At 44.4% G+C, this 19,355-nt stretch carries 19 protein-coding genes; 3 read left to right on the top strand and 16 right to left on the bottom strand.

The genetic code is table 11. From position 1 onward, the window contains the following. Positions 1-155: 155 nt before the first annotated feature. The gene (namA, locus tag HMPREF0083_RS06635) at positions 156-1,178 is read right to left on the bottom strand and encodes an NADPH dehydrogenase NamA (RefSeq protein WP_040301768.1); all 1,023 of its coding nucleotides are present in this window, start codon (positions 1,176-1,178) and stop codon (positions 156-158) included. A gap of 158 nt (positions 1,179-1,336) precedes the next feature. Here namA and HMPREF0083_RS06630 point away from each other — a divergent pair, with 158 nt between their 5' ends. Further along, positions 1,337-1,834: a DUF2062 domain-containing protein gene (locus tag HMPREF0083_RS06630; RefSeq protein WP_021620398.1), complete on the top strand. Its 498-nt coding sequence runs from the start codon at positions 1,337-1,339 to the stop codon at positions 1,832-1,834. 182 nt (positions 1,835-2,016) lie between these two features. Here the strand turns inward: HMPREF0083_RS06630 and HMPREF0083_RS06625 are convergent, their stop codons facing one another. From HMPREF0083_RS06625 to HMPREF0083_RS06605, 5 genes are all read right to left on the bottom strand, one after another. Further along, the gene (locus HMPREF0083_RS06625; RefSeq protein ID WP_021620397.1) at positions 2,017-2,811 is read right to left on the bottom strand and encodes an ABC transporter ATP-binding protein; all 795 of its coding nucleotides are present in this window, start codon (positions 2,809-2,811) and stop codon (positions 2,017-2,019) included. Next, a complete protein-coding gene (locus tag HMPREF0083_RS06620) occupies positions 2,804-3,760 on the bottom strand; it encodes an ABC transporter permease (RefSeq protein WP_021620396.1) in 957 nt (318 codons plus the stop codon). Before HMPREF0083_RS06620 ends, HMPREF0083_RS06625 begins: the two co-directional genes overlap by 8 nt. 123 nt (positions 3,761-3,883) lie before the next feature. After that, the gene (locus HMPREF0083_RS06615) at positions 3,884-4,948 is read right to left on the bottom strand and encodes an ABC transporter substrate-binding protein (RefSeq protein WP_021620395.1); all 1,065 of its coding nucleotides are present in this window, start codon (positions 4,946-4,948) and stop codon (positions 3,884-3,886) included. A 238-nt stretch (positions 4,949-5,186) separates the two neighbouring features. Beyond that, positions 5,187-5,462 carry a hypothetical protein gene (locus tag HMPREF0083_RS06610; protein ID WP_021620393.1) on the bottom strand — a complete coding sequence of 92 codons (276 nt, stop codon included), beginning with the start codon at positions 5,460-5,462 and terminating at the stop codon, positions 5,187-5,189. Between the two features lie 118 nt (positions 5,463-5,580). Next, a complete protein-coding gene (locus HMPREF0083_RS06605; protein WP_021620392.1) occupies positions 5,581-6,492 on the bottom strand; it encodes an RluA family pseudouridine synthase in 912 nt (303 codons plus the stop codon). Between the two features lie 185 nt (positions 6,493-6,677). Between HMPREF0083_RS06605 and pyc the strand changes: the two genes are divergently transcribed. Further along, a complete protein-coding gene (gene pyc, locus HMPREF0083_RS06600; RefSeq protein WP_021620391.1) occupies positions 6,678-10,133 on the top strand; it encodes a pyruvate carboxylase in 3,456 nt (1,151 codons plus the stop codon). Between the two features lie 61 nt (positions 10,134-10,194). Here the strand turns inward: pyc and ytfJ are convergent, their stop codons facing one another. Together ytfJ and HMPREF0083_RS06590 are read right to left on the bottom strand one after the other, a co-directional pair. Beyond that, positions 10,195-10,716 (bottom strand): GerW family sporulation protein, encoded by a 522-nt coding sequence (gene ytfJ, locus HMPREF0083_RS06595; protein WP_051354560.1) that lies wholly within the window; start codon positions 10,714-10,716, stop codon positions 10,195-10,197. Continuing rightward, positions 10,689-11,363 carry a DUF2953 domain-containing protein gene (locus HMPREF0083_RS06590; protein WP_021620389.1) on the bottom strand — a complete coding sequence of 225 codons (675 nt, stop codon included), beginning with the start codon at positions 11,361-11,363 and terminating at the stop codon, positions 10,689-10,691. Before HMPREF0083_RS06590 ends, ytfJ begins: the two co-directional genes overlap by 28 nt. Before the next feature lie 134 nt (positions 11,364-11,497). Between HMPREF0083_RS06590 and HMPREF0083_RS06585 the strand changes: the two genes are divergently transcribed. Beyond that, entirely contained in the window at positions 11,498-12,448 is a 951-nt protein-coding gene (locus HMPREF0083_RS06585) for an S-layer homology domain-containing protein (RefSeq protein ID WP_040301765.1), read from the top strand. A gap of 51 nt (positions 12,449-12,499) precedes the next feature. Here the strand turns inward: HMPREF0083_RS06585 and HMPREF0083_RS06580 are convergent, their stop codons facing one another. The 8 genes from HMPREF0083_RS06580 to HMPREF0083_RS06545 form a co-directional block, all read right to left on the bottom strand. Then, on the bottom strand, positions 12,500-13,318 hold the full coding sequence (locus HMPREF0083_RS06580) for a CoA-transferase subunit beta (RefSeq protein ID WP_021620387.1): 819 nt from the start codon (positions 13,316-13,318) through the stop codon (positions 12,500-12,502). Position 13,319: 1 nt separating this feature from the next. Continuing rightward, a complete protein-coding gene (locus tag HMPREF0083_RS06575) occupies positions 13,320-14,294 on the bottom strand; it encodes a CoA transferase subunit A (protein ID WP_209421076.1) in 975 nt (324 codons plus the stop codon). Between the two features lie 419 nt (positions 14,295-14,713). After that, the gene (mbcS, locus tag HMPREF0083_RS06570) at positions 14,714-16,306 is read right to left on the bottom strand and encodes an acyl-CoA synthetase MbcS (protein WP_040301762.1); all 1,593 of its coding nucleotides are present in this window, start codon (positions 16,304-16,306) and stop codon (positions 14,714-14,716) included. 219 nt (positions 16,307-16,525) lie between these two features. Continuing rightward, on the bottom strand, positions 16,526-16,732 hold the full coding sequence (locus tag HMPREF0083_RS06565; protein WP_021620382.1) for an alpha/beta-type small acid-soluble spore protein: 207 nt from the start codon (positions 16,730-16,732) through the stop codon (positions 16,526-16,528). A 98-nt stretch (positions 16,733-16,830) separates the two neighbouring features. Further along, positions 16,831-17,505 (bottom strand): TerC family protein, encoded by a 675-nt coding sequence (locus tag HMPREF0083_RS06560; RefSeq protein ID WP_021620381.1) that lies wholly within the window; start codon positions 17,503-17,505, stop codon positions 16,831-16,833. 75 nt (positions 17,506-17,580) lie between these two features. Next, on the bottom strand, positions 17,581-17,775 hold the full coding sequence (locus HMPREF0083_RS06555; RefSeq protein WP_021620380.1) for a hypothetical protein: 195 nt from the start codon (positions 17,773-17,775) through the stop codon (positions 17,581-17,583). A 42-nt stretch (positions 17,776-17,817) separates the two neighbouring features. Further along, positions 17,818-18,483 (bottom strand): Crp/Fnr family transcriptional regulator, encoded by a 666-nt coding sequence (locus tag HMPREF0083_RS06550; RefSeq protein WP_021620379.1) that lies wholly within the window; start codon positions 18,481-18,483, stop codon positions 17,818-17,820. 131 nt (positions 18,484-18,614) lie between these two features. Further along, positions 18,615-19,166: a DJ-1/PfpI family protein gene (locus HMPREF0083_RS06545; RefSeq protein WP_021620378.1), complete on the bottom strand. Its 552-nt coding sequence runs from the start codon at positions 19,164-19,166 to the stop codon at positions 18,615-18,617. Between the last annotated feature and the right edge of the window lie 189 nt (positions 19,167-19,355).

Here is a 19,355-nt window from a genome sequence, read left to right as displayed (position 1 = left end):
TTAAAAATGTCCATTCATCAAATTATATATATCGTACCCACTTATTAAACAGCAAAAAAGCATTCCGGTGAAAAAAACCGGAATGCTTCCCTTTTACGGCTAAATACGAATTGACTTCCACAGAAAAGCTCGCTATGTAAAATGGCGAGAGGATGTCACTTAAATCCACGTTCGTACTGACGAGGCCCTGCATATTCACGATGCCGCTCTTTGGAAGCCTGCAGCACCCAATACGGATTGCGTAAAAGCACTCTTCCTAAAAAGATAAGGTCTGCTCGTTCATTTCCAATAATTTCATTCGCTAGCGTATGTTCTTCAATAAGACCAACGCTACCTGTAGCTATGCCTGCTTCACGGCGAATAGTCTCCGCATATGATACTTGGTATCCGGGAAAAATTCTCTTAGGGGCAACAGGAAGAATCGCACCGGATGAGCAGTCAATCAGATCAACACCCGCTTCTTTTGCGATTTTTGCGATTTCTACACTATCTTCAATCGTAAGCCCTCCTTCGGCATGATCCACCACAGAAAGACGAAGATAAAGTGGATTTTCTTCAGGCCATTCTTGTTTAACAGCTTCGATAACCTGTGTAAGGAATAAGCAACGCCCTTTTAAATCGCCTCCATATTTATCTGTTCGTTTGTTGGATAGAGGAGACAAAAATTCATTAATCAAATAGCCATGCGCTCCATGAATTTCCACAATATCAAATCCGGCCTCTCGTGCTCGACGTGCACCCTGTCGCCACGCTTCTATGACATCATCAATCTCGGCTTCTGTCAGCTCATGCGGAATCTGGGACTTCTCATCAAAAGGGATGGCACTCGGTGCAACGATTGTATCGTTAAGCATTGCCTTGCGTCCGGCATGTGCCAGCTGGATAGCTGCCGCCGCTCCCTGTGCCTTAACGAATGAGACAATCCGGCGCAACGGTTCAATATGTTCGTCGCTCCATATTCCTAAGTCGTGATGGCTAATCCGGCCACGGGCTTCCACTGCGGTTGCTTCCTGCATTACAAGCCCAACTCCGCCCGCTGCGCGTGTACCATAGTGCACATAATGCCAGTCAGTGGCTTTGCCATCATCCTCTGCAGTATACATGCACATTGGCGACATGACAATTCGATTGCGCAAGGATACATTTTTTTGCGTAAACGGGGTAAAGATATCAGACATCTATAGCGCCTCCTCTTTCAGTATTATATTTTCAGACACTTACACAAGTAATGATACTATAAAAATCAAAGACATACTAACACCGTTTACACTTTTCCGTTATAATAAATAGTGACACCGATTGTGCAGGTAACCTGTACAAGAAATGAGGAACCTACATGTGGAGAAAGCTTTACCGAAAGTTGAAATATCAATACATTAAGCTGCTGAGGTCCAAAGGAGCTCCCTCCATTGTGGCCCGTAGCTTTGCTCTTGGGATTTTCATTGAATTTATTACGCTCCCTACACTTGGTTCGGCGTTTTTGCTTCTGTATCCTTTAAACTTATTAATCCGTGGTAGTTTTGCTGCTTCGCTCATTGGATTCATTATGGGCAAATTCGCACTCCCCCTCTTTTTCGTTCCGAATATGAGTGTTGGAAATATGCTGGTGGGCAACAAATTCGGAGCAGCCCACGGACACATGGGTCACATGGGCTTTATCGCTCTATGGGAATTCGTAAAAGAAAAAGGTGTCGCCTTTTTCGTCGGAAGTGCCACCAACGGTATAGTCGTAGCTGTAATCTGCTATGTGCTTGTTTTTTACGCTCTGCAATTGTATCGGAAAAAACGAGAAGACCGTCGTCTGGCATTACAACTGGGAAAAAATATACGATAAGAAAAACGCATGGGAGCCATCGCTCATCCTTTTCCACAAAAAAAGCTAAACGTCTACTTTGTGTCACGTGATACGTTCAGAAGAAAATATATAATGCTTTCTTCCTTTATAGCGATATATACCTTTTTATCTATTATGTATAAAAAATCCCCGAAGCTGCTCGGGGATTTTTTACGCTTATTCTATGCAAGCACCGCACGATCACTGGCGAACTTCTCGCCGCGTAAGCGTTGAAATTCAGCTAACAGTCGTTCTATCGTCAGATTTTTCTTCTCTTCCGTTGGAACATCAAGAATAATGGAACCTTTATCCATCATAATTAGTCGATTACCCAAATCAAGCGCCTGCTGCATATTATGTGTAACCATTAATGTCGTAAGCTGTTGACGCCCGACAATTTCTTCAGTCAACTCGGTAATCCGTTGGGCACGTGCGGGATCGAGCGCTGCTGTATGCTCGTCGAGCAGAAGCACCTTCGGTTTAGTGAATGTAGCCATTAGCAAACTTAACGCCTGCCGTTCACCTCCGGACAAAAGCCCCACCTGCGCGCTTAAACGGTTCTCCAATCCAAGGTGCAACGTCTCCAAATATGTCCGAAATTCATCGCGCCGCTTTGTGTTAACCCCTCTGCTTAGTGTACGCCGTTTGTCGCGCGCATACGCTAAGGCAAGATTTTCCTCAATTGTCATGGCGGGCGCTGTCCCAGCCATCGGGTCCTGGAATACGCGGCCAATCATTGGCGCACGTTTATATTCAGGAAGGTTATTAACCTTTACCCCGTCGATTTCCACTATGCCATGGTCTGGCTTAAGCACACCTGAAATAACGTTCATCAACGTTGACTTTCCAGCGCCATTGCTGCCGATAATCGTAACGAAGTCACCTGGATTCAGATGAAGATTTACATGATTAAGAGCTATCTTCTCATCTACGGTTCCTTCGTTAAAGACCACATAGATATCCTCTAGCTTAAGCATGTTTCTTCACCTCGCCTCTCTCTAATATCCTTGACTGCTGTTCACGATTTTTTATACGTGTAGCCCGACGCTTTCGTTCTTTATAACCTGCAGAAATGCGCGGCATTATCAACGCAATAATTACAATTAATGCAGTCATTAATTTCATATCGGACGGAGCAAGGCCAACATGCATAGCAAGTGCAACAACCATACGATAAATAATCGCTCCCCCGATAACAGCAAATGTTGCACGCACAATCGTACGATTACCGAAAATCGCTTCTCCAATAATAACGGAAGCAAGACCGATAATAATCATACCAATTCCCATAGATACGTCTGCAAAGCCTTGATATTGAGCGTACAACGCGCCGGATAAGGCGACCATACCGTTAGAAATACTTAATCCGATAATAATGGTTGTATCCGTATTGGCGGAGAAGCTGCGAATCATACGTTGATTATTACCTGTCGCACGAATCGCAAGTCCCACTTCCGTGTGAAGAAACCAGTCATTGACAAACTTGATGACAAGCGCAATCACTGCAACCGCCACCAGTATACCGTAGTCGCCCAGTGCAGAAAGAACCCCCTTGATTTGCGTAAACAGCGTCTCTTCACCTAACAATGGAACATTTGCTTTTCCCATAATACGAAGATTAATGGAATAAAGAGCAATCATAGATAAAATCCCTGATAGCAGGGCATTAATTTTTCCTTTTGTATGCAAAATGCCCGTCATAGCCCCAACTACTAGACCGACTAAGAGCGCAGATACAGTAGACATGAATGGAGCAAATCCCGCCGCAATCATCGTTGCCCCAACAGCACCACCAGTAGCAAAGCTACCATCTACCGTTAAATCGGGAAAATCCAAAATTCGAAATGTTAAATATACGCCAAGTGCCATAATAGCAAAAATAAATCCTGATTCAATTGAACCTTGTAGTGCTACACCTACACCCATAGCTTCCTCCTTTCACCTGCTCCTCTAGCGCTGTGTGTAATACACGCAACAGTATTAGGATAAGAAACAAAAAATTCTGTTTCTTATCCTAAAAGAGACCTGCTTACATTATTCTTTTCTTGATTATTTTGTTTCAGTTTTCTCAATCCATTGCGGCTTCCATTTGTCCATTGCTTCTTTCGGAAGCTTATCAATATCAATTCCTTGTTCCTTGGCCGCTTCCTTGTTGATAGTAAGGGTCAGCTTGCTCGGGTAGCCGATTGCTAACTCTCCTGGCTTAGCCCCTTCTTTCAGAATCTTTACAGCCATCAGGCCGGTATCATATCCGATATCAGAGTATTCGAAACCTACACCCGCAAAGCCGCCGCTGCGGACAGATTCAAGTTCCCCCACAAACAGAGGGATTTTATTTTTATTTGCTGTGCTGACAATTGTTTTCAATGCAGCTACCGCCGTATTGTCCTGCGGCACATAAATCGCATCCACCTTGCCGACCAATGATTCACTCGCCTGCTTTACTTCACTTGTATTCGTTACAGTCGCTTCCACTGGCTTCAGCTGCAATTTTTCCAGCTCTTCTTTTGCAATCTTTACATTTGCAACTGAATTCGCTTCCCCGCTATTATAAATAATACCTACGCTTTTCGCCTGCGGGAAAAAATCCTTAATGGACTTTATCGTATTTGGAATTGCATCTGGTGGTGTATCAGAGAAGCCCGTAATGTTCTTGCCCGGTTTTTCCAGGTTATCCACGAGCTTTGCGCCTACCGGATCGGATACGGCTGTGAATAGAATCGGCGTATCCTTCACATTTTGCAACAATGCCTGCGCATTCGGCGTGGCAATAGCTAGAATTAAATCCTGTTTGGACGCTGCGAATTTCTGTGCGATTGTATTCGTATTCGACTGATCAGCCTGTGCATTCTGATAATCAATCTCGAGATTTTTTCCTTCTTCTAGCCCATTTTCTTTCAGAGCTTTAATGAATCCTTCTCGTGCCGCATCTAAAGCCTTATGTTCTACAAACTGCGAAATGCCTACTTTAAACTTCTTCTCGCCTTCCGCACCTGCTGCTGTCTTCTTTTCCCCTTCTCCAGCCTGTTGGCTAGCAGTCTGCCCGCCACAGGCAGCAAGCAGCACCATTATCGCTGCAAGAAGAATTCCAAACCAACGCTTCTTTTTCACCACGAATATTCCCCCCTGCTCGGACTTTTGTTTTAATTAACACTCTCATGCACCAAGTAGATTCATTATAGCATGTTCTCTTTTACTTTAAAGCAAAAAATTAACGGAAATATTCGATTTTTTAAAAATAAAAATAGTGAATATGTTGAATTTTCTGCTTTAAAGCGTTTATAGAGAACAGTAATAAAAAGGGACATTATTTGATTGGCAAACCAAATAATGTCCCTTTTTATTTCATTTCCTATCCTCGAATCATTGCAACCACAAATAAATCAAGCGAGATAAGAAACCCGGCAAAAAAACCGAACATACCAAAAATAAACCGATTCCTCCTGGCTTTCTCGAACTGCAACGCGGCAAGACTTCCCACGAATGGTATAATGATTTCTAGCATGATAAACCGCCGTCTCATTCCTTCGCTGTCTCCATGGAGTGCTTCTGATGAAATCACATAATTATATATCGAAAGACCTATAATCACTAGCAGAAAAGGACTTATACGTATCCACGTTTTCATTTCGCCACTCCTCCCCCTACCGTTTCTAATATTACTTCGTTTCCAGCAGACGGTAAAGATAGCAGGCGTAATGTTCACGGAACTTTGACATCTTATCAGATTCTTTCTCTCAAAGAAGTCACTGCTTAATCAAACAATACATATCGTCTGGCAAAGGTGTCGTGAAGGTGAGTAATTCCTTATGCCGCGGATGTGGAAATGAAAGAATACGGGAATGGAGAGCCTGCCTAGAAATCAATGTCCGCTCTCCGCCATATAAGTCATCTCCAAGCAAAGGATGACCAATATGGCTCATGTGTACACGGATTTGATGTGTACGTCCTGTGTCAAGTTTGATTCTTATATGGGTAAATTCGTTATACCTTTTAAGCACCTTATAGTGTGTCCGCGCCCACTGTCCATCTTCATGAACGACACGTTCCATCAAAGAGTCCGCCTTACGCATGATTGGCGCATCAATCGTCCCCTCGTCTTCCTTCACCTGACCATGTACCAGCGCTTCATAATAGCGTGTAATACCGTTTTGTCGCTGCACTGTAGCTAGCTGCTGGTGAGAAAACTGACTTTTGGCAATTAGCACCAAACCTGACGTATCCTTATCCAGACGGTTAACCGCTCGGAATTTACGTGAAATACCCAGCAGCTGCCAATGATAAAGCACCCCATTAGCCAATGTTCCATCCGGGTGTAGGAGAGTCGGATGTACACATAAATTCGACGGCTTGTTCACAATGAGTATATCCTCATCTTCAAATACAATTTGCAATGGAATCGGTTCTGGCACAATATTTTCCGATTCCTCCTCTGGAAGATGCAATTCTACCACATCGCCGGCCTGAAGCGAATGATCAAGATACGTGGCTGCTCCGTTTAAGCGTATGCCCTTTACATGCTTAAGTTCAACCAGTAAACTACGTGAAATCCCGTGGTCCTCGCGCAAAAAGCTACGCACGTTTTTTTCGGCATCCTGGACATCAGGCGGTACGATAAAACGAAGCACTTGGTTTTTTCCTGTCTGTTCTTTTTTCATCGTATTCTCCTTATATAAAGCCTCTTCTCATCTCTCCCTGTTTCCTGCTTACACCAAAATTAATTTTTCATTATTTTTTCAGGCTTCTGAATATTCATCCATGTGTTATTATTAATTATAGTTCTCAAATTTTACATACCGTTTTAGTTTGAGAGACAAAAATTAATAGGAGAGGGAGATTCTGAATGGCCCAGATTAAAAGATTTAAGAAAATCCTGGTGGCGAACCGTGGCGAGATTGCCATCCGGATTTTCCGCGCCTGCACAGAGCTTAGCATTCGCACCGTTGCAGTGTATTCTGAGCAAGACAATGTAGCCTTGCACCGTTTTAAAGCTGATGAAGCCTATCTCATCGGAGAAGGCAAGGGTCCGATCGAAGCGTATTTGGACATCGAAAGCATCATTGAAGTGGCTAAACGGCATGACGTCGATGCCATTCATCCCGGCTACGGCTTCCTGTCGGAAAACGAACAATTCGCCGCCCGATGTGAGGAAGAAGGTATCGTGTTTATCGGTCCAAAATCCGAACATATCGCCAAGTTTGGCGACAAAGTCACTGCCCGTCAAATGGCAATCGAAGCTGATATCCCGGTAATCCCCGGAACTCCAGAACCGGTGCGAACGCTCGAAGAAGCGCTTCGCTTCGTGAAAGAAAATGGTTACCCGATTATTATTAAAGCCGCGTCAGGCGGCGGTGGCCGTGGCATGCGAATCGTACGTAAGCAAAGCGAACTACAGGACGCGCTTGACCGTGCTCGTTCCGAAGCAAAATCTGCATTTGGTAATGCCGCGGTGTACCTGGAAAAGTACCTTGAAAATCCAAAGCATATCGAGGTTCAAGTATTGGCCGATCAACACGGACATGTTGTTCATCTGTTTGAGCGCGATTGTTCAATTCAGCGTCGGCATCAAAAAGTCGTTGAAGTGGCACCAAGCCTATCGTTGAGCGAACGGCAGCGCGAAGATATTTGCAATGCGGCACTACGCCTGACCAGGGCATCCAATTACATCAATGCCGGTACAGTTGAATTCCTCGTTGCACCGGATGGGAAATTTTATTTTATCGAAGTTAATCCTCGAATTCAAGTAGAACATACGATTACCGAGATGGTGACGGGGATCGATATCGTTCAATCACAAATCCGCATCGCCGAAGGATATGCTCTTGAAGACGAGGAAATCGGAATTCCGTCCCAATCAAGCGTGCAAATGCGTGGATTTGCCATTCAATCGCGTGTTACGACGGAAGATCCGAATAAAGGATTCATGCCGGATACCGGTCGCCTCCTTGCATACCGTTCCGCAAGTGGATTTGGTGTGCGTCTGGATGCAGGCATCGGAGCTCATGGTGCTATGATTACCCCGCACTATGATTCACTGCTTGTCAAAGTATCCACTCATGCGTTAACGTTTGAGCGAGCAGCTAAGAAAATGCTGCGCACACTGAAAGAATTCCGGATCCGTGGGGTTAAAACAAATATTCCTTTCCTTGAGAATGTGATGCAACACCCGGACTTTTTAAACGGCAATTATAATACTTCTTTTATTGATACAAAACCAGAACTATTCGAGTTTCCAGTCCGCCAGGACCGCGGCACGAAGCTCTTAACGTATATCGGTCAGACCATCGTCAACGGCCATCCAGGTCTGGCTAAGACAGACAAAAAGCCACTGTTCGCAACACCGCGCATCCCGGAGGTTTCCTATAAGCAAGAGTATCCGAATGGTACGAAACAAATCCTGGACGAGCAAGGACCGGATGGCTTGGTAAAATGGATACAGCAGCAGAAAAAGCTTCTGGTCACTGACACAACATTCCGTGATGCGCATCAATCGCTGTTTGCTACCCGTGTGCGCACCCATGATTTGCTGCAAATCGCGGAAGCTACAGCCAAACTTGCACCCGACCTCTTCTCGCTTGAGATGTGGGGTGGAGCTACATTTGATACAAGCATGCGCTTTTTGAACGAAGACCCGTGGGAGCGCCTGCGCAAGTTGCGACAGAAAGTTCCCAATCTGCTATTCCAGATGCTTTTCCGTGGCGCCAATGCTGTCGGCTATACAAATTACCCAGATAATGTCATTAAAAAGTTTATTGAAACATCCGCTAAAGAAGGAATCGACGTATTCAGAATTTTCGATAGCCTAAACTGGGTGGATGGCATGCGCCTTGCCATCGAAAGCGTGCGAGAATCAGGTAAAATCGCTGAAGCAGCTATTTGCTATACCGGTGATATTCTAGATCAAAGTCGTGAGAAATATAATCTGAAATACTATGTTGCTCTGGCCAAAGAACTGGAAAAAGCCGGTGCGCACATTCTTGCGATTAAGGATATGGCTGGTCTTCTGAAGCCATATGCCGCATATGAGCTGGTGAAGGCGCTGAAACAAGAAATTAGCATCCCGATTCACCTGCACACGCATGATACGAGTGGGAATGCAGGCGCAATGCTCCTAAAAGCTGCAGAAGCCGGAGTTGATATTGTTGATACGGCACTTAGTTCCATGTCCGGCCTCACTTCACAGCCCAGCCTAAACGCACTTGCGTATGCGCTTGAACACGATAAACGTGCAACCGGCCTAGATTACGAAAAGTACCAAAAACTAGCCGATTATTGGGAAGACGTCCGGAAATATTACATTGGCTTTGAAACTGATATGAAGTCGAGCAATGCGGAAGTATACAAGCACGAAATGCCGGGTGGACAATATACAAACCTGGAACAGCAGGCAAAAGCTGTCGGTCTTGGCGATCGCTGGGGAGAAGTGAAAGAAATGTATACCGCTGTAAACCATATGTTTGGCGATATCGTGAAAGTAACGCCTTCCTCCAAAGTAGTAGGAGATATGGCATTATTTATGGTACAAAACAACCTAACGGAAAAAGACATATATGAACGTGGCGAAACCATCGATTTTCCCGAGTCGGTTATCACATTTTTCCAGGGATATCTAGGCCAGCCACATGGCGGGTTCCCGGAAGATTTGCAGCGTATTATTCTTAAGGGACGCGACTACTTTACAACCAGACCAGGTGAATTGTTGCCTTCCGCAGACTTTGATGAAATCAAAGCCATGCTTGAAGAAAAGCTGGAACGTGATATGACAGAGTGCGATGTCATGTCGTATGTTATGTATCCTCAAGTCTTTCTGGATATGCAGGCACGTCAGAAAGAATTCGGCGATGTATCCGTTCTCGATACGCCAACCTTCTTCTACGGTCTGCGCTTAGGTGAAGAAATCGCTATCGATATCGAGCAAGGGAAAACACTCATGGTTAAACTTGTTTCCATTGGAGAAACAAGGCCGGACGGCATTCGGACGATTTACTATGAATTGAATGGTCAGCCACGTGAGATTAATATACGAGATGTGTCGGCTAAAGTAACAACAACTCAACGACCAAAAGCCGATTTATCCGAAGCCGGGCAAATCGGTGCATCCATGCCAGGTAAAGTGCTGAAAATAATGGTCCAACAAGGCGACAAAGTGAAAAAAGGCGAGCATGTGCTTGTGACGGAAGCAATGAAGATGGAGACAACAATGCAGGCCCCATTCAACGGCACGGTTAAAGAAATTCACGTAAAAGCTGGCGATACGATCGAGACAGGCGACCTGCTTATTGTTATTGCCAAAAGTTAATTTTTTCTTCTCTTACTTGTAACACACGAAAAAGAGCACCGTTGCGTGCTCTTTTTTGTTTTTAATGAAGCTCATCGATAATTTCCTCGCCATTTTTGCGTTCGTTTCGGTCTTTACAATCCTTTTGCTTGGTGTGATCCTTGTCATCACCTCGAATCATAGATTGAATTTTCTCGACCACGGCTGGAGCTAAATCCATCATTCGTTCATACAAGTGAGATTGTCCCTGTAGTGAGATAGAGCGTACACCATGCTTGCCAACAATAAGAAACGCTACCGGAGTAATGGAAATTCCGCCACCACTACCGCCGCCAAATGGTAACTCACCTTTAGACACGCCATTTCCATTCGCATGCTGTCGGGCCAAGTCCCCATCGCGCCTTTCGTGGCGGTGCTCCGTTTCCTGATATACTTCAAATTCGCTTCCTCCAGCAGCAAAGCCAAAACCAACTTTGGAGACAGGGATAATCACATTTCCATCGGGTGTTTCTACCGGGTCCCCTATAATCGTATTTACATCCACCATCTCTTTAATATTTTCCATTGCGGTTTGCATTAAGCCTTGAATCGGATGTTCTCCCATACCTGCTCACGTCCTTTACGGAAATAATGCACAGCAATCCGAATGACTGCAATGATAGCATGTCCAATCCTTAGACGCAGTATACAAAGCAAATATGTGTCCAGCATCTCACGTTGAAACTCGGGAAAAACATGTAGCCTTGGTCGGGTACGCAAGGAAATATAATGGGCCAGCACAGCAATCATCAAACTTTTAACACACCATACTGCACCAATAGCGGCTCCTGTGGCGGATGCTTCTCCAAGCCCGACATTTGTTCTCCACTCAATCATTTCCCCATGCACACATTTCAATGTCTGCCGCAAAACATGGTGTAAATCTTGCACATTACGTAGCAGCTGTACGTATTTCCTTTGAAAACGCTGTATAATTCGTGGTGTAATCCACATCTTTTTCTTTCTCTTCGTTTCCATCGCCGGTCTGACTTTCGCCTGTTTTGATACTTGGACTCCCCTGGATAAACTTCCTATTTGTAGTAAATTAACCGTAAACCGATACTTGAGTAAACGTTTGTATACGGAAACTTCCACGTTAATTCGGTCATTCTCCGACACACGCTTATACTCGATTTGAATGCGTACGGATGTAAACCAAATAACTGTTATTATGATTACTATACTACCAAGAAAAATCAGCCAGCCGTTCATATCCGCTCACCTTCCCACAGGTAGTATGAGCGGATCCTCTTTCCTGCATACAAGAAACGAAAGCAACTTTTCGGCAAAAAATGAGTAAAAACTATTGATAAAACTACATTTTACATATAGGAGACGTGAAAAAATTGAAAAAACATTGGATGGCGCTAGCTGTAAGCCCGCTAGTCGCCAGCGGCCTGCTGCTCGGGGAACATTCCGCCGCCGCTGCTGCTCCTTTCTCCGATATAGACAATCATTGGGCAGAAGCGCAAATCCTCTCGCTAGCCCGCCAGGGAATTGTAAACGGTATTGATAAGAATACTTTTGCGCCTGAACGTTCTCTTACCCGAGGGCAGTTTGTAGTCATGCTTGCCAACACACTTAAAAACGATTTAACCACAAGTGGCACAGCACAAGAAGCAAAAAAGTATTTTTCTGACATAAGCGGGTCTGATTATTATGCTAATGACCTGGTTCGCCTACGTAAAGCGGGTATTATTGACGATCGAGGAACATTCTCCGGCGAACGAAAAATTACCCGACAAGAAATGGCCCACTATCTGGTCAATGCGTACCGTTATCTCTATAAACAGGACTTATCTTCTATCGTTAATGTAAAACATATTCCGTTTAAGGATGCCGGTAGCATTGCCCCTAGCTATCGGGCTGACGTTGTTATCGCTGATAAAATTAATTTAATCAGCGGACGTGATAATGGCAAATTTGATCCACGGGCAACACTTACCCGTGCAGAAGCTGCCTCCGTCATCTACCGCTTCAGTCAGCTTGTGCCTTATAAAGACATCGGGGTACGTTCCGGCACACAATTGGCTACCATTCAAGATGCGTACTATAAAAACAATAAGCTTTATATTACATTTACCTATAGCTTACCTGGTGCCGGATACGATGGACAAATCATTGTCATCACCCGCTCTGGCCAGCAGCTAAAAATTGATGTGGATCAAGTGAAGCTTGACAGTAGCTCCTCCACTTCAGGATTTAAACAAACCCGCACGATCGTTGTCGATGAGAGTGATATACAAACGATTCTTGTTCGTGTAAACGGAAAAGAGGAAGCACGCTTTAACGTATAACTATCTTCGTCAAAAACAAAGCAGGAACAGTCGGGTTGCTGCTTTGTTTTTTTATTTTACAGAAGGCAAAAAGATGCCTTCCGGGTCAACTATATCATGCAAAATATGAAGCTCTCCGTAAGTAGGCGGCTCCGTTTCTCCTCTGCACTGCGAAAAATCAAGTGTAAAACCGGTGTTTTCCTGTAATTGCTCACGTGTCACGCCAGGATGAAGTGTATCAACATACATTGTTCCCATTTCTTCGTTGAAACGAAATACTGCCATGTTCGTAATAACAGCGCTCGGTCCTCCCCGAAACTTCGCGCCATATGCTTCCCGGCGGTGTACCAGTGTGCCTTCCGGCCATTTTCTCACCATCCAGCCTGGAGATGTAATATAATCTACCTGTTCTTTGAATCGGCGTTTTTCTTGTACCATAATAAATACCGTACGCCGCGCAAGTGAATTGATATCTGGATTTCCCCCACTGCCAGGAAATCTCACAGTGGGGATAAAATAATCACCTGCAACGGTTGTATTCACATTGCCATACTTATCAATTTCTGCCCCGCCCAAATAAGCTAAATCCACTTTTCCTCGCTGTAGTTGATTGAAGACATCGAACAGTCCAGACGCTACAGATGCTTTTGTGACGCAACGCGGATCTCCTACGGAAGACGGAAGCGAGTCGCCTTTGGAATCAATCGTACCTGCTTCGTATATAAGCTTGGAATTCGGTGCATTGAGCTGCTGCGCCAGCATAATTGCAAGCATCGGCAATCCAGTACCGGCAAACACAACTTCTTCATCTTTCACTTCGCGGGCCGATGCTACCGCCAGCATATCTACTATCGAATATTCTCCGGGCTTTGCATATTGTTTATCCGTCATTCTATCTCGTCCCCCGTTTCACTTTTGTGCTGTATTTCCGGTATGAATTTGCCCGGAGCTTCTCCAACCTTGATACGCCTAATTTGTTCAAATATTCTTCATGGTTTTTGACACCATATACCCATTCGTCCATCCAGTTAGCAAATTTTTCATCAGTTTTGGAAGCTGCGGATATCTCGCGTATGAACGGGCCATCTACATCATAATAGCCATATGCGCCGGTTGGATGTGCCCCCCATGGAAGTTCGACGATCGCGTCTACCAAGTAACCAGGAATCAGATTGCGCTCTGGCTCCTCCCTCAAATAAGATTCCGGTACGATTTCCTCCGCCAATACAATAACCTGATCTGATGCTTTAATCGCTTGTTCATCCGAGTACGTCTGTCCAGTAATACGAATCGTCCCCTCCTCCCCTACTTGCTGAGCATGTACGATGCATACATGTGGACGTACTGCAGGCACATGTATAATCTCCCCCTCATTATAAAAAGGGTCTTGAGCAAAATCGAATTTCTTTACCGGAATTCGGTCATTTGCACCGTTACGCAATCCCATTTTTTCTAGCATGTCATACTCCGGATTTAAAATATCTGTACCTCGGGATGCCCATGTCGGCAAATATGGAATGCCCATCGCACCTGCCGCTATCCTGTATAGCATGTGCTGATGGCTATAATCTTCCACAATGACTGAGCGCTCTCTCATTTTTCGATCTAAACAATATGGTACCTTACCATACAACTCATGACCAATCCAGCACGATTCCCAGATAGAGACTGCACCTGCCCCTATTAAAAGCTCTGCGTGAGTACCAGAGTTGACCTCCACCAGATGCAATCCTTTTTTCTCCTGTCGTAGCATTTCATAAATAGCGGCCATTGGACGACGCCAAATAACAAAGCCACTGAATGTAATCATGTCATTATCCTGAATCATTTGTACTGCTTCCTGTAGCGAACAACGTTTATCTATCAAAATTTTCCCTCCCTACTCACACCATATATTCTTTATCAAGGGTGTTGATTATCCAGTACGATCCAGAGGGTAGCGTCATCACACCGTTGCCCAAACGGGCGTCGGTTCGTCTCCCGCACAGAAGCGGCCGTGTCTCTTCTCGTGAAAAGACGAGGGAACACGCCGACGCGTGCACCTTATTTCTTCCACCTTATGGATAATCAACAGGTGTGATTCTTTATTTCATATTTTCAAACAAATCCTGAAAAATGTCCATAATGCATGTTTTTATTTTTCCGTCAACTGTTCTTTATTCTGAATGAGCGCTTGCTTTCTGTATGAATATAAAAGCCACATAATAAAAAGACTTCAGGTATTTGCCCGAAGTCTTCTTATCCTGCCTTAACGGGCAGCCATCTTTCACTGAGTAAAGCTTCACTTTATATTTGTGTAGCTTTACGCGATTTTTCGGCTTGCCGTAATTCGACACGGCGTATCTTGCCTGATGTTGTCTTCGGTAGCTCCTCTACAAATTCAATTTCACGCGGATATTTGTAAGGTGCAGTAATGTTCTTTACATGTTCTTGCAGTTCTTTCACCAACTCTTCTGAAGCTGCAGTTGTATCCCGAAGAATAACAAATGCCTTTACGATGCTACCTCGTATTGGGTCCGGACTTGCGACAACCGCGCATTCTTTTACAGCCGAATGCTTCACCAGTGCATCCTCTACCTCAAACGGCCCAATCGTATAGCCAGAGCTAATGATAATATCATCAGAACGACCCTCAAAGAAATAGTATCCGTCTTCATCCTCCTTGGCCTGATCACCCGTCAAATACCATTCTCCCCGGAATGAAGCCGCAGTACGTTCCGGGTCATTTAAGTAACCTTTGAACAGCGCAGGAACGCTGCGATGTACCGCAATGTCACCCACTTGCCCCTGCTCCACCGGATTTCCTTCTTCATCAATAATGGCAATACGATTGCCTGGTGTCGGTTTACCCATTGAACCCGGTTTTACTTCCATACCGCTCAATGTTCCGATAAGCAGCGTATTCTCCGTCTGTCCGTAACCATCACGCACGGTTACACCATAATATTTCTTAAATGTATCAATAACTTCGCGATTGAGCGGTTCACCCGCACTTACCGTGCTGCGAAGATGGGCTAATTTATACTGATCAAGCCCTTCTGCTTTCGCCATAATCCGATATTCAGTCGGCGTGCAGCACAACACATTAACCTGATACTTCTCCAGCAATGATAAATACTTCTTCGGATCAAACTTGCCCAAATATACAAGTCCTGTAGCACCTGAACCAAGCACAGAAATAAATGGACTCCAGTTCCACTTGGCCCAACCTGGACCTGCCGTTGCCCATACGACGTCACCTTCCCGCACATCCAACCATAGCCTAGCAGCTACTGCTTGATGAGCATAAGCCCAACTGTGCGTATGAATTACACCCTTCGGATTTCCGGTTGTACCTGATGTATAGTTCAAGAACGCGATATCATCAGCGCGTGTATTCTCAATTTCAAATTCTTCACTCTGACCATCCATTACTTTATCAAAGGAAAGCCAGCCTTCTTTATCGCTTCCATACACGATAAATGTTTCCATTGTACGGCAATCCGAACGCACCTCGTCAATTCGATCCACTAAATCGTGATAGGAAATTACCGCTTTAATGCCAGCATGTGTGGCCCGGTACAAAATATCTTTCGGCATGAGCATCTCAGAGCCAGGAAGAACAATGGCTCCTATTTTCAGTGCGGCCATATAGCTGATGTATGCCTGCTCAATGCGCGGCAGGATAATCATGACTTTGTCGCCCTTTTGGATACCAAGCTCTTTAAGTCCGTTTGCTAGCTGGTTAGATGCTTTGCTCAGTTGAGCGTACGTAAACCGCTTGGTTTCTCCCTCTTCATTCTCCCATAGCAGAGCCAGCTTATCTCGATCCTGAGCATAACGTTCGATGTCATTTACCATGTTATAGTACTCAGGTGCGTGCAACTGCAATTCGGTCATTCTCCATCTCCTCCAATTTTCATTTATTTTTACAAGATTGATAAACATTTTCTTTTAATTTGAAAACGTTTACTATAAACGAATTATTCTACCTTTTTTCGAATATTCCTGCTTTAATTCAAATTAATTATTTCCTATTTTCAAAATCCTTTTACTCTCCGCACTAAAGAAGAAGCCGACGAATATCGCCGACTTCTGTTATCCAGATATAAAGTTAGGTTACGCGCGGCCACCAAGCTGTTGTTCAGCCATTTGAACCAAACGCTTCGTGATTTCTCCACCAACAGAACCGTTCTGACGAGCAGTAGTGTCTGCTCCCAGTTGCACGCCAAATTCAGTAGCAATTTCATACTTCATTTGGTCAAGTGCTTGGTTAGCTTGAGGTACAAGCAGTTGGTTACGGTTTCCAGTGTTGCTCTGTGCCATATTGTTTCACCTCCTTGAGTGGTGTACCTATAGAATGTCACCACTACAGAGGTTGCATACAATCAGAAGCAAAGTAAATGTTGGAAGCATAGGTGCAATTAAAAAGCAGAAGGGTATATACGTTTGCGCCACCAAATACCCAGTACAAGAACAAATGATGTGAGCAAGAGCGGGAACAACCAGTCAAGATAATAATATTCGGGCGCGATATGCTGCTGTACAGCTTCTTCCGATATAACCATCGTTCCAGCCGTATAGCTTAAGATACCCGCTCCGATATAAATAAGGACAGGAAGACGATCCATAAGCGCAGCTACAGCATTGCTTCCAGCCATCAGCAACGGAATGCTAAGCCCTAGTCCAAACAGCAGCAAAACAAAATCACCATGCGCTGCGCCACCTACAGCCAGCACGTTGTCCAAACTCATAACAAAATCAGCTACAATAATAGTCTGTATAGCTGCAAATAACGTAGGACCGGCTTTAATATCCGAGGCTTCCTCCCCTTCACCAAGCAAAAGCTTGAGGGCGATCCAGGCCAGTACAATGCCGCCTATCGCTTTCAGATAAGGGATGAGCAGTACCCAGGTAGCCATCGCCGTCAATACAATACGCAATCCGATTGCTCCCATAGTTCCATATATAACAGCTTTTCTCCGCTGTTCCGGTGGCAATTTTCGGCTTGCCATCCCAATAACTACCGCATTGTCACCACTCAATACAACATCAATAATAATAATATTAATAAAACCGAGCCAAAACGAGGCATCCATGTGTCCTGTCACCACCTTCTAGCACTGAATATATTCAGTGACAAGACAGGCTATACCTATATAAATTAAGTTTTATTATTCTCCATGATTCGAAATTGGAGTAGCATATGGTAAATTTACTTGCATTCTTCCTTCATTCCATGTATTTGTGTACGGCTTCGGACCGGGTTGCTGGTAAAACGTAAGCAACGTATAAATAAAGCACCAAAGCAGAAAGCCTATCGGAATAATCATCCATTTATACTTTGTTTTTTCATTCGTTTTTTCCATATAAACCGCCCCTTCCTACACTTCTCTTATGTCAATCAACTGTTATGAACGCCGTATCCAAATACGGCTCGAGTCAAATTCGATACGTCCCTCTCGCTTTAATTGACTGATAATTCTGCTAACTGTTTCTCTTGTCGTGCCTACCATATCGGCCAAATCTTGATGAGTTAATTCTATCGGAAGCAAATAACCATCCACATCCTCGACACCTCTGACCTTGGCTAGTGAAGAAAGCGTGTTCATAATTTTCTCTTTCATGTCTTTACTAAGCACATCCGAAAGACGACGCTGCAAATCGCGAATTTTCCCCTCCAGTATTTGCAGGAGGCGAATACATAAGGCTGCGTTTCCCTGAAGCAACATCGTCAATTCCTGAACGTTAATTGAATAAAGCGAGGACTCTTCCATTGCCTCTGCCGTTGCCGGATACGGGCTGCCTCCAAACATACCGATATGCGGAAAAAGATCTCCTTCATGCAACACGTTGACAATTTGTTCGCGACCATCCTCGGTTGTTTTATATACTTTCACCATTCCGCACTCCAGCAAAAAAATCGCCGTACATAAATCACCTTCATAAAACAAAATTTCACGCTTTCTGGCTTTTCTATGGGACATGACACTGGCGATAGTATCACGCTCCGGTTCAGATAAGGGCGCAAATAGCGGTACTGTGCCGAGAAACTCCCTTAGTGACTTCTTTCCCAATCACACTCTCTCCTATCTATCCTGATCCAACGGACAACGAACCACCAGTAGTAATGCTCTCCACTGATGAAAGTTTTACTTTATGGAAAAATAAGGCGCCTCCAAAAGGATGGCGCTCGTACTCTTTTCTTTTACCGCAGCATTTTAATAAATTCACGCATAAAACCAGGCAAATCTGGCCATGCGTGTCCAGATATTAGATTCTGATGCGTATGTAGCGTTTCTTCAATATACGTTGCACCGCAGGCTACAACATCCGGCTTGCACGCTGAATATGCCGTGTATTCTCTGCCTTTCATTATATCGGGCACCACCGATAAAACCTGTGCAGCATGACAAATCGCTCCAACGGGTTTATTTGCTTCGAAAAAGTGGCGGACAATGGCAGGCAAACTCTCATCAAGACGAATATACTCCGGTGCACGACCACCTGGAATAATCAGTCCGTCATACTGAACGGGGTCTACGTCGACAAACGCCATGTGCGAATCCAGGCCATATGAAGGCTTCTCGACATACGTTTCCATTCCTTCTACAAAATCATGGCTAACAGTTTGGAGCTTTTTTGCTGAAGGAGATGCGATAGTTACATCGAATCCTTCTTCAAGACAACGGTAATACGGATAAAATACCTCCAGCGCTTCCACTGCATCTCCTGTTACGATTAATACTCGTTTGCTCATGAATTCACCCCATTAAAAAAAGTAGTGATACTTCAGAACTCAGGCTTTGTTTTTACCCGACTGTATGTAATTCATTCGACATTGTAAAGGAAATTCCTGCTTCTGTCATAATGTACGGATGTGGAAAGGGATAGCTCATTATACTATTGCTAATAACCAAGGGTGTTGATTATCCAGTATAATCCAGAG

The organism is Aneurinibacillus aneurinilyticus ATCC 12856 (assembly GCF_000466385.1).
GTDB lineage: Bacteria > Bacillota > Bacilli > Aneurinibacillales > Aneurinibacillaceae > Aneurinibacillus > Aneurinibacillus aneurinilyticus.
The sequence above is the reverse complement of the archived record's forward strand: the minus strand, read 5'-3'. Positions and strand labels throughout refer to the sequence as shown.

Excerpts from the sequence above, each read along its gene's own strand:
- namA (WP_040301768.1), bottom strand. The coding sequence starts at position 1,178 with ATGTCTGATATCTTTACCCCGTTTACGCAAAAAAATGTATCCTTGCGC.
- HMPREF0083_RS06630 (WP_021620398.1), top strand. The coding sequence starts at position 1,337 with ATGTGGAGAAAGCTTTACCGAAAGTTGAAATATCAATACATTAAGCTG.
- HMPREF0083_RS06625 (WP_021620397.1), bottom strand. The coding sequence starts at position 2,811 with ATGCTTAAGCTAGAGGATATCTATGTGGTCTTTAACGAAGGAACCGTA.
- HMPREF0083_RS06620 (WP_021620396.1), bottom strand. The coding sequence starts at position 3,760 with ATGGGTGTAGGTGTAGCACTACAAGGTTCAATTGAATCAGGATTTATT.
- HMPREF0083_RS06610 (WP_021620393.1), bottom strand. The coding sequence starts at position 5,462 with ATGAAAACGTGGATACGTATAAGTCCTTTTCTGCTAGTGATTATAGGT.
- HMPREF0083_RS06605 (WP_021620392.1), bottom strand. The coding sequence starts at position 6,492 with ATGAAAAAAGAACAGACAGGAAAAAACCAAGTGCTTCGTTTTATCGTA.
- pyc (WP_021620391.1), top strand. The coding sequence starts at position 6,678 with ATGGCCCAGATTAAAAGATTTAAGAAAATCCTGGTGGCGAACCGTGGC.
- ytfJ (WP_051354560.1), bottom strand. The coding sequence starts at position 10,716 with ATGGGAGAACATCCGATTCAAGGCTTAATGCAAACCGCAATGGAAAAT.
- HMPREF0083_RS06590 (WP_021620389.1), bottom strand. The coding sequence starts at position 11,363 with ATGAACGGCTGGCTGATTTTTCTTGGTAGTATAGTAATCATAATAACA.
- HMPREF0083_RS06580 (WP_021620387.1), bottom strand. The coding sequence starts at position 13,318 with ATGACGGATAAACAATATGCAAAGCCCGGAGAATATTCGATAGTAGAT.
- mbcS (WP_040301762.1), bottom strand. The coding sequence starts at position 16,306 with ATGACCGAATTGCAGTTGCACGCACCTGAGTACTATAACATGGTAAAT.
- HMPREF0083_RS06565 (WP_021620382.1), bottom strand. The coding sequence starts at position 16,732 with ATGGCACAGAGCAACACTGGAAACCGTAACCAACTGCTTGTACCTCAA.
- HMPREF0083_RS06560 (WP_021620381.1), bottom strand. The coding sequence starts at position 17,505 with ATGGATGCCTCGTTTTGGCTCGGTTTTATTAATATTATTATTATTGAT.
- HMPREF0083_RS06555 (WP_021620380.1), bottom strand. The coding sequence starts at position 17,775 with ATGGAAAAAACGAATGAAAAAACAAAGTATAAATGGATGATTATTCCG.
- HMPREF0083_RS06545 (WP_021620378.1), bottom strand. The coding sequence starts at position 19,166 with ATGAGCAAACGAGTATTAATCGTAACAGGAGATGCAGTGGAAGCGCTG.